At 44.4% G+C, this 1090-nt stretch carries 1 protein-coding gene and 1 pseudogene; both read left to right on the top strand.

Features of this window, described 5'->3' with window-relative positions; translation table 11 throughout:
• Nucleotides 1–195 (top strand): annotated as a pseudogene (locus tag R7E42_RS25255) (MFS transporter); the annotation flags it as partial.
• A 269-nt stretch (nt 196–464) separates the two neighbouring features.
• On the top strand, nt 465–1090 hold a 626-nt coding region (locus R7E42_RS25250), incomplete at its 3' end, for a methyl-accepting chemotaxis protein (RefSeq protein ID WP_318073273.1).

Raw genomic sequence — 1090 nt, 5'->3', positions numbered from 1 at the left:
CTTGCTACGTGGATCGTCACCAGTCCATCAGGCACCGCGGCCTTCAATGAAGAGCTCGGTAAGTTGACACTTTACAGCTACCCGATGATCGCCATTCCTAGCATGTTGATGATGTTTGGTATTTTTTACTACATTTGGCGTCAAATTCGCGCGATGACGTCTCTTGAAACTGAACAAATTTTCCACATAAAGTAAAACCTCAGCACTCGAAATACTAAGGGGAAGAGCCCTCTTCCCCTATCTTCCACCCGCCCTTTTCTATTCCATAGCTTTCCATTTAGATTCACTCATCCGTCACTCAGTGTTGACCACGTTCACATTGATAGGGGCGACTTTCGCTCTTTTTATGAAAACCCACATAAAAAATGTGACAAAAATGAACAAGTATATGAAAGTCATGGTGCATTGCTTATCCAACTGATTTAACATGAATTTTTTAAAACCTTGCTGCATTTATAAAAAACATGTTCGGATCAAAAAAATTAAAAATGGAAAATGAGGCGCTTAAGCAGGAATTAGCGAGCCTTAAAGACAAGTACCAAACCGACGTTGAGACGTTGGAACGTCAGTTAAAAGAAGCCAAACAACTACTGAACACAGCGCAACAGCGTTACGAAAGTAGCGACGAGTTGATGTCGAGCAGCTTGAAAGGCGGAGATATGCTCCAAACCATTCGCACAGCGATGGTCGAAAGCGCTCAATCTATGGCGCATGAAAACGAAGAGCTAAAGCTGCTTGATGATATGTTCAAGCAAACACATCAAGCACTCGCACGTCTGGATGACCGAGCCGTAAAAATTAGCTCGCAAGCCACTCAAAGCATTGAATCTGTGCAGATATTAGATAACACCGCGACTTCTATTTCCCACCTTGTATCTACTATCCAAGAGATTTCTGACCAAACGAACTTATTGGCTCTCAACGCAGCGATTGAGGCTGCACGCGCTGGTGAAGCAGGCCGCGGATTTGCCGTGGTGGCGGACGAGGTAAGAAATTTGGCAGGCAAAGCCAGTGAAGCGAGCGAACAAATTGATTCGCTGGTTAATCAGGTGCTAACCCAAGTCAGCTCAATCAAAAGCGCGATTGATGA

It is taken from the genome of Vibrio sp. Vb1337 (assembly GCF_033338715.1).
In the GTDB taxonomy this organism is placed as follows: Bacteria; Pseudomonadota; Gammaproteobacteria; order Enterobacterales; family Vibrionaceae; genus Vibrio; species Vibrio alginolyticus.
This window is presented reverse-complemented; position numbering and strand designations above follow the sequence as displayed.